Genomic DNA, 7,449 nt, shown 5'->3' with positions numbered 1-7,449 from the left:
GAATTGCCAAGCCGGCCACGCCGCATACACTTCGCCACAGCTTTGCCACTCATCTGCTCGAATCCGGTTACGACATTCGCACGGTGCAGGAGTTACTGGGCCATGCGGATGTTAGCACCACGATGATCTACACCCATGTCCTGAACAAGGGCGGTCGGGGTGTGAGTAGCCCGCTGGATGCCCTGTGAGCGCATTATTTGTCGTGCCTGACGGCGCACGGTGATTTGCGGTAGCTCCACCCCGGCAACTGGCTGTAGCCGGCCTTGTCGTTGCTGCGGATGTCGGCGATGGCCGCTGCCGAGACGATCTGCTGGCCGTTGTAGGCGCCGTTATTCCTCAGCATCTCGCCGAAGCGGGCGAGGTTGCGCAGGCTGTGCCGGTCGAGCCGACGTTAATGTACCCGTCCTGCTCGGTGCCGGGCTTCTGCCGGATCTTTTCCGACAAGAGTTGCGGCATACTCTTGCCGCTTACGCGTACGATCACCCAACCCAACCCAGCACATCGGTGTTGGCGGTGCGGTAGCCGAACGCCTCGCCGTGCTTGCCCCCGGTGCGGATGGTCGGCAGGAATGCGTAGTAAGACTGCGGGCCTTTGTCATCGGCCGGCTTGGCAACTGTCACGCCTGATCATAACCGGTTCCATTAGGCTTTTTCTAAAGCACGGGGGCAGCCGCTCTGTTTTACAAAGATGCCGTGTTGTGATTTGAATGCGCTAAATGTGGCAGCGTTTGGGGGAGGATGGATCGTGCCGGCCTTGGCAGGAGATGAATTATTGCCACATGATCGCCATAAGGCAAAGCATATGCTTGCTTTCAAATATTAGGGTACGGGTGGTATTCTCTCGGTCTACTCGGGGTTGCATGGCTGCGCCGCTGGTCGACGCGGTCTCTACCCTGTTTGACAGGACAAGGATGCCATGAACAGAACCTATCTCGCCCATCTTGAGGCTACACTGGCACAAATCCGTGCCGACGGTTTCGAAAAACCCGAGCGTGTGATTGCTTCGCCGCAAAGTGCCGATGTGACACTGGCCGGCGGCCAGCAGGTCTTGAATTTCTGCGCCAACAACTATCTGGGTCTGGCGGACGATGCGCGCCTGATCGCGGCTGCCAAGCAGGGGCTGGATGATTACGGTTACGGCTGCGCCTCGGTGCGTTTTATCTGCGGCACCCAGAGCGTGCATAAAACGCTGGAAGCGTCGATTTCGACCTTCCTCGGCACCGACGACACTATCCTTTATTCCAGCTGTTTCGATGCCAATGGCGGTGTATTCGAAACCCTGCTGGGCGAAGAAGATGCGGTGATTTCCGACGCGCTCAACCACGCGTCCATTATCGATGGTGTGCGCCTGTGCAAGGCCAAGCGTTTCCGCTACGCCAATAACGATATGGCCGATCTTGAGGCGCAGTTGATTGCCGCAGAGCAGGCCGGTGCCCGCTTCAAGCTGATCGTGACCGACGGCGTGTTCTCGATGGATGGCATCATCGCCGACCTCAAATCCATCTGCGATCTGGCTAGCCGTCATGGTGCGCTAGTGATGGTCGACGACTCGCACGCGGTGGGCTTTATCGGTGAAACCGGTGCCGGCACGCCAGAGTTGTGCGGCGTGTCCGACCGCATCGATATCTATACCGGCACGCTGGGCAAGGCGCTGGGTGGTGCTTCGGGCGGCTATGTGTCCGGCCATCAGGCTATTGTCGATTTGTTGCGCCAGCGTTCGCGCCCCTATCTGTTTTCCAATTCGCTGGCCCCGGCCATTACCTCCACCAGCGTGCGCGTGCTGGACATCCTCAAGAGTGATGAAGGCATCGCACTGCGCGCGAACCTCAAGCGCAATGCCGAGCATTTTCGCTCGGCGATGACGGCCGCCGGCTTTACCCTGGTGCCGGGCGAGCATCCTATTATTCCGGTGATGCTGGGCGATGCGCGCCTGGCTGGCGAAATGTCGGCCGCGCTGCTGAAAGAAGGCATTTATGTGGTCGGCTTCTCCTTCCCGGTGGTGCCCAAGGGCAAGGCGCGTATCCGCACCCAGATGTCGGCCGCCCATACGCCCGAGCAGATCGACCGTGTGGTCGCCGCCTTTACCAAGGTTGGCCGCGAACTGGGCGTGATTTAAGCTTGCCGCGCCGCAGCGGGCGACCCCTGTTGCGGCCATAGAAAGAAGGATATGAAGATGAAAGCACTTGCCAAACTGCAACGCGCACCGGGGCTGACCCTGACCGATGTGCCGATGCCGGAAGTCGGCCATAACGACCTGTTGATCAAGATCACCAAGACCGCGATTTGCGGCACCGACATCCATATCTGGAACTGGGATGACTGGTCGCAGAAGACCATTCCGGTGCCGATGCATGTCGGCCACGAGTACGTCGGCGTGGTGGCCGGCATGGGCTCGGAAGTGAAAGGCTTCAACATCGGCGACCGTGTCTCCGGCGAGGGGCATATTACTTGTGGCCATTGCCGTAACTGCCGTGCCGGCCGTCGCCACCTGTGCCGCAATACTATCGGTGTCGGCGTCAACCGTGCCGGTGCGTTTGCCGAGTATCTGGCGATTCCGGCCTTTAATGCCTTCCCGATTCCTGAGGGCATCTCGGACGACTTGGCTGCGATTTTCGACCCGTTCGGCAATGCCGTGCATACCGCCTTGAGCTTCAATATGGTGGGTGAAGACGTGCTGATTACCGGTGCCGGCCCGATCGGCATCATGGCGGTCGCGGTTGCACGTCACGTCGGTGCGCGTCATGTGGTGGTGACCGATGTCAACGAGCATCGCCTGGAACTGGCGCGCAAGATGGGTGCCAGCCGCGCGGTCAATGTGGCAACGGAAGACCTGAAAACGGTGATGGGCGAGCTGCACATGTGCGAAGGCTTCGATGTCGGCCTCGAGATGTCCGGCAATCCGCAGGCCTTCCGCCAGATGCTGGAGGTGATGAACAACGGCGGCAAGATCGCGCTACTGGGCATTCCGCCAGCCGAGATGGCCATCGACTGGAATCTGGTGATCTTCAAGAGTCTGGAGATCAAGGGTATCTACGGGCGCGAAATGTTCGAAACCTGGTACAAGATGGTGGCGCTGATCCAGTCCGGCCTCGATATCACCCCCATCATCACCCATCATTTCAAGGTTGATGACTACCAGCAGGGCTTCGAGGCCATGCTGTCGGGCCAAAGCGGCAAAGTCATTCTCGACTGGCAGTAAGTCTCCGCTTTATTGATCAAGGCCACCGTCTGCGCCAGTCGCGGGCGGTGGCCTTGATGCATCTCAACGGGCGCAAGCCCATCTTCAGGCATGCTTGCTAGATGAACAATAATACCCTTCAGACTTTTCCTTCTGCTTTGCCGCCGGTTGCTGTCGTGGGCGCCGGTATTTCCGGCCTGTCCTGCGCGTGGTTTATGGCGGCACAAGGCATGGGCGTGCGCGTATTCGAGGCCAGTGACCGGGTCGGGGGCAAGATTCGTACTCTTAGCCAGAACGGTGCGCTATTCGAGGCCGGCCCCAACACCCTGATGGCTAACCAGACGCATCTGGCGTGGCTGGCAGACTTGGGGCTGGAGGTCGAATATCCGTCGGCCCTGTCGCGCCAGCGCTTTGTGCTGCGTGGCGGGCAGTACCGGCGTTTGCCGGCCGGCCCCGGCAGCTTCCTGTTCGGCAGCTTTTTTAGTCCCGCAGCCAAGTTGCGCATCCTGAGCGAGCCGTTCCGGCGCAACCGTCCGCTTGCCAAGGCTGAAACGGTGGCCGATTTTTTTCGCCGCCGTCTGGGGCGTGAAGTGCTGGACAGGGCGATCAATCCCTTTATCGGCGGTATCTATGCCGGTGACCCGGAGCGTTTGCTGATCAGCGAGACGCTATCGGTGCTGGCCGATGCCGAGCGCGAGGCCGGCTCCATTACCGGCGGTATGCTGCGGCGGATGTTCAAGGGCGGCATGCAGCGGCGTAATACCTATTCGCTGGCGGGCGGTCTGGAAAGCCTGCCGCGCGCCTTGGCGCGTTCGCTGGATGTCAGCCTGGATAGCCCGGTCACGGCGCTGCATGAAAGTACGCAAGGCTGGCAACTGCAGGTCGGCGATCAGTCGGTTTTGGCCAGCCGGATTGTGCTGGCGCAACCCGCTTTTGAAGCGGCACGCCTGCTGCGGGACATTGATGCCGAGGCCGCTGCGGCTTTTGCGGCGATCCGCTATGTACCGATGACCGTGGTGGTGACGCGCTTGCGTCAGGCACAGGTCGCGCGCCCCTTGGCCGGCTTTGGCGGGCTGAACCCTGCTTGTGAAAAAACCTTTGCTGCCGGCCATCTGATGACCGGTGCGCTCTACCCCGAGCGCTGTGCCGAAGGCGAGATGCTGATCACCAGTTTTGTCGGCGGCGCTCAGTATGCCGCGCATGCCGCGCTTGACGATGCGGCTTTGCTCTCGCGCCTGAATCAGGAGCTGGCCGACTTGTTCGGCGTGTCGGGTGCGGCGTGCGAGCAGGTGATCGTGCGCTGGCCGGCCGCCATTGCGCAGGGCAGCGTGGAAGTGCTGGCTGCCCGCGAGGCGGCGGCGCGTCTGGCCGCGCGCGGGATACATGTGTGTGCCAGTTTTCTCGATGGAGTCTCGGTGCCGGATTGCATCGATAAGGGCAGGGCGCTGGCCACGCGGCTGGCCGGATCGTGCACATTTGTGCCCTGATTGGGTAAATAAGGGGTTTTCATGCAACGGCAGGGCTTTCTAGCCTGCCGTTTGCTTTTCCCCACCGGCGCTAACCGTTAGAATCAGCATTTGATTCTTTCATACTGACTCGCCATGCTGACCTTTCAGGAAATCATCCTTACGCTACAGAATTATTGGAGCCAGCAGGGTTGCGTATTGATGCAGCCCTTCGATATGGAGGTAGGCGCCGGGACTTCGCATCCGGCCACTTGCCTGCGCGCGATTGGTCCCGAGCCATGGAATGCGGCTTATGTGCAACCATCGCGTCGCCCCAAGGATGGCCGTTACGGTGAAAACCCTAACCGCCTGCAGCACTACTACCAGTTTCAGGTGGCCCTGAAGCCTAGCCCGGACAATATTCAGGAGCTGTATCTGGGTTCGCTCAAGGTGCTGGGCATTGATCCTACCGTGCACGACATCCGCTTTGTGGAGGACGACTGGGAAAACCCGACGCTGGGTGCCTGGGGTCTGGGTTGGGAAGTCTGGCTCAACGGTATGGAAGTCACGCAGTTCACCTATTTCCAGCAGGTTGGCGGTCTCGATTGCAAGCCGGTACTGGGCGAGATTACCTACGGCATCGAGCGTCTGGCGATGTATCTGCAGGGGGTGGAAAACGTGTACGACCTGCTGTGGACGGTGTACCCGAACGGCCAGCGCGTGACCTACGGTGATGTTTACCATCAGAACGAGGTCGAACAGTCGACCTACAACTTCGAATACGCCAACGTCGACAAACTGTTCGAGCTGTTTGCCTACTACGAATCCGAAGCCCGCCGCCTATTGGAGATCCCGCTGGCGCTGCCGGCGTACGAGATGGTGCTCAAGGCCGGGCATAGCTTTAACCTGCTGGATGCACGCGGTGCGATCTCGGTGACCGAACGCGCCGCCTATATCGGCCGCGTCCGCGCCTTGTCGCGCGGTGTGGCGCAGGCCTACTACGCATCGCGCGAGGCGCTGGGTTTCCCGATGTGCCCCAAGGCCGATTGAAGTGAAGACCGGGATTCTCCTTTCGCTGTGTCTGGCCAGCACGCCGGTGCTGGCTGACAACTGGCTGGTGTATGAAGACGGGCAGGCGCTGCAGCTGGCGATAGATCCGGCTTCCATCTGGCGTGAAAACGGCAGGATCCACTTCGTCAACCAGGAGCGCTTCACCCTGCGTCAGCAGGATGCCAAGCTGGGCATCAGCTATCACATCCGCCGTTTAAGCGGCTGGGCTGACTGCAGCCGCTACCGGTATGCCTTTGTGGGGGCCAATTTTTATACCGCCTCCGGCGGCAATGTGTACACGCAGATGTTCCCGCTGCCGCAGTATGACTGGGCATGGCAAGCCGTTGATCAGGGGTCGGTCGCCGCCGCGATGATGCGCGAGGTGTGCCGGCTTGGACAAAACGCTCCGACCAAGAAAACACAATGAATATGAAAGCCACGCTGCTGATCGAACTCCTCACCGAGGAGCTGCCACCCAAGGCCCTGCTTAAACTGGCCACCAGTTTCGCCGATACCATCGCCAGCGAACTGAAACGCCTGCAGTTTATTGCGCCCGAGGCCGAAGCCACCGTGTTTGCCAGCCCGCGCCGTATGGCTGTCAGCCTGCCGGACGTGCTCAACCTGCAGCCCGAGCAGACCATCGTCAAGAAAGGCCCGTCCCTCGCCGCCGGCATGAAAGATGGCCAGCCGAGCAAGGCACTGGAAGGTTTTGCCCGCTCCTGCGGCGTGCCGGTGTCTGAACTGGTGACCATGAATGATGGCAAGCAGGATGTATACGGCTACCAGAGCGTCAAGCCGGGCGAGAGCCTGACCACGGTGCTGACCGCTATTGTCGAGCTGGCGATGAAAAAATTGCCGGCACCCAAGCTGATGCACTGGGGCGATAGCGAGCATTTATTCGTGCGCCCGGTGCATGGCCTGATGATGCTGTGGGGCGAAACCGTGGTCGATGGTGCGGTGCTGGGGCTCAATAGCCGCAATGCCACCCGTGGCCACCGTTTTATGAGCGAGGGTGACGTGCTGGTCGAGTCGGCCGACAGCTACGCACGTACCCTGTTCGAACAGGGTAAAGTCGTGGCCAGTTTTGTGGCGCGCCGCGAGCTGATCGCCAAGCGCCTGCATGATGCCGCCGCGGTGTTGGGGGCGACGATCGCTGCGGATGACGCGCTGTTTGACGAAGTGTGCGGGCTGGTGGAATGGCCGGTCGTCTTGGAAGCCGGCTTCGAAGCCGAATTCCTCAAGGTGCCGCAGGAATGCCTGATTCTGACCATGCAGCAGAACCAGAAGTATTTCCCGCTGCTGGACCGCAACGGCAAGCTGATGAACCGCTTCTTGCTGGTGTCGAACATCGAGGCGGCCGATCCGGTCCATATCATTCAGGGTAACGAGCGTGTACTGCGTGCCCGCTTGTCGGATGCCAAATTCTTCTTCGAACAGGACCAGAAGCAGAAACTGGAAACGCGTCTGGAGAAGCTCGCCGGCGTGGTGTACCACAACAAGATAGGTTCGCAGCTGGAGCGCGTCGCCCGTCTGGAAACGCTGGCCGGCAGCATTGCCGCCAAGCTGGGCGCCGATGTCGATGCAGCGCGTCGTGCTGCCCGTCTGGCCAAGGCCGACCTGGTCACCGATATGGTGGGCGAGTTCCCCGAACTGCAAGGCGTGATGGGGATGTACTACGCGCGCCAGGATGGCGAGAGCGAAGTCGTCGCTGCGGCGATCGAAGGCCATTACCACCCGCGTTTTGCCGGTGACAGCCTGCCGCAAAGCGAGGTGGCAA

9 protein-coding genes are annotated in these 7,449 nt (G+C 60.5%); 7 read left to right on the top strand and 2 right to left on the bottom strand.

Annotation, left to right across the window (positions count from 1 at the left end; translation table 11 throughout):
• Positions 1-188, top strand: a 188-nt coding sequence (locus ACRC1E_RS04025) for a tyrosine-type recombinase/integrase (protein ID WP_438513823.1), incomplete at its 5' end; no start/stop codon positions are given.
• A 5-nt stretch (positions 189-193) separates the two neighbouring features.
• Here the strand turns inward: ACRC1E_RS04025 and ACRC1E_RS04020 are convergent.
• Both ACRC1E_RS04020 and ACRC1E_RS04015 read right to left on the bottom strand, forming a co-directional pair.
• Positions 194-343: a hypothetical protein gene (locus ACRC1E_RS04020; RefSeq protein ID WP_438513822.1), complete on the bottom strand. Its 150-nt coding sequence runs from the start codon at positions 341-343 to the stop codon at positions 194-196.
• 136 nt (positions 344-479) lie between these two features.
• Positions 480-620, bottom strand: coding sequence for a hypothetical protein (locus ACRC1E_RS04015; RefSeq protein ID WP_438513821.1), 141 nt, complete (start codon positions 618-620; stop codon positions 480-482).
• A gap of 295 nt (positions 621-915) precedes the next feature.
• On the opposite strand from ACRC1E_RS04015, the gene ACRC1E_RS04010 reads away from it, so the two are divergent.
• The 6 genes from ACRC1E_RS04010 to glyS all read left to right on the top strand — a co-directional run.
• On the top strand, positions 916-2,115 hold the full coding sequence (locus ACRC1E_RS04010; protein ID WP_438513820.1) for a glycine C-acetyltransferase: 1,200 nt from the start codon (positions 916-918) through the stop codon (positions 2,113-2,115).
• Positions 2,116-2,172: 57 nt separating this feature from the next.
• A complete protein-coding gene (gene tdh, locus ACRC1E_RS04005) occupies positions 2,173-3,198 on the top strand; it encodes an L-threonine 3-dehydrogenase (RefSeq protein ID WP_438513819.1) in 1,026 nt (341 codons plus the stop codon).
• Between the two features lie 101 nt (positions 3,199-3,299).
• Positions 3,300-4,664 carry a protoporphyrinogen oxidase gene (gene hemG / locus ACRC1E_RS04000; protein ID WP_438513818.1) on the top strand — a complete coding sequence of 455 codons (1,365 nt, stop codon included), beginning with the start codon at positions 3,300-3,302 and terminating at the stop codon, positions 4,662-4,664.
• A gap of 114 nt (positions 4,665-4,778) precedes the next feature.
• Positions 4,779-5,672 (top strand): glycine--tRNA ligase subunit alpha, encoded by an 894-nt coding sequence (gene glyQ, locus ACRC1E_RS03995; RefSeq protein WP_438513817.1) that lies wholly within the window; start codon positions 4,779-4,781, stop codon positions 5,670-5,672.
• Position 5,673: 1 nt separating this feature from the next.
• The gene (locus ACRC1E_RS03990) at positions 5,674-6,099 is read left to right on the top strand and encodes a surface-adhesin E family protein (RefSeq protein ID WP_438513816.1); all 426 of its coding nucleotides are present in this window, start codon (positions 5,674-5,676) and stop codon (positions 6,097-6,099) included.
• A 2-nt stretch (positions 6,100-6,101) separates the two neighbouring features.
• A partial coding sequence (gene glyS / locus ACRC1E_RS03985) for a glycine--tRNA ligase subunit beta (RefSeq protein ID WP_438513824.1) occupies positions 6,102-7,449 on the top strand: 1,348 nt, incomplete at its 3' end.

Source organism: Craterilacuibacter sp. (assembly GCF_051659485.1).
In the GTDB taxonomy this organism is placed as follows: Bacteria; Pseudomonadota; Gammaproteobacteria; order Burkholderiales; family Chromobacteriaceae; genus Craterilacuibacter.
Note: the sequence above shows the minus strand (reverse complement) of the source record. Positions and strands in the feature narration are given on the sequence as shown.

Bases quoted from the DNA above. Each gene is read 5' to 3' on its own strand.
- glyQ (WP_438513817.1), top strand. From the start codon at position 4,779: ATGCTGACCTTTCAGGAAATCATCCTTACGCTACAGAATTATTGGAGC.
- hemG (WP_438513818.1), top strand. From the start codon at position 3,300: ATGAACAATAATACCCTTCAGACTTTTCCTTCTGCTTTGCCGCCGGTT.
- ACRC1E_RS04010 (WP_438513820.1), top strand. From the start codon at position 916: ATGAACAGAACCTATCTCGCCCATCTTGAGGCTACACTGGCACAAATC.
- tdh (WP_438513819.1), top strand. From the start codon at position 2,173: ATGAAAGCACTTGCCAAACTGCAACGCGCACCGGGGCTGACCCTGACC.
- ACRC1E_RS04020 (WP_438513822.1), bottom strand. From the start codon at position 343: ATGCTGAGGAATAACGGCGCCTACAACGGCCAGCAGATCGTCTCGGCA.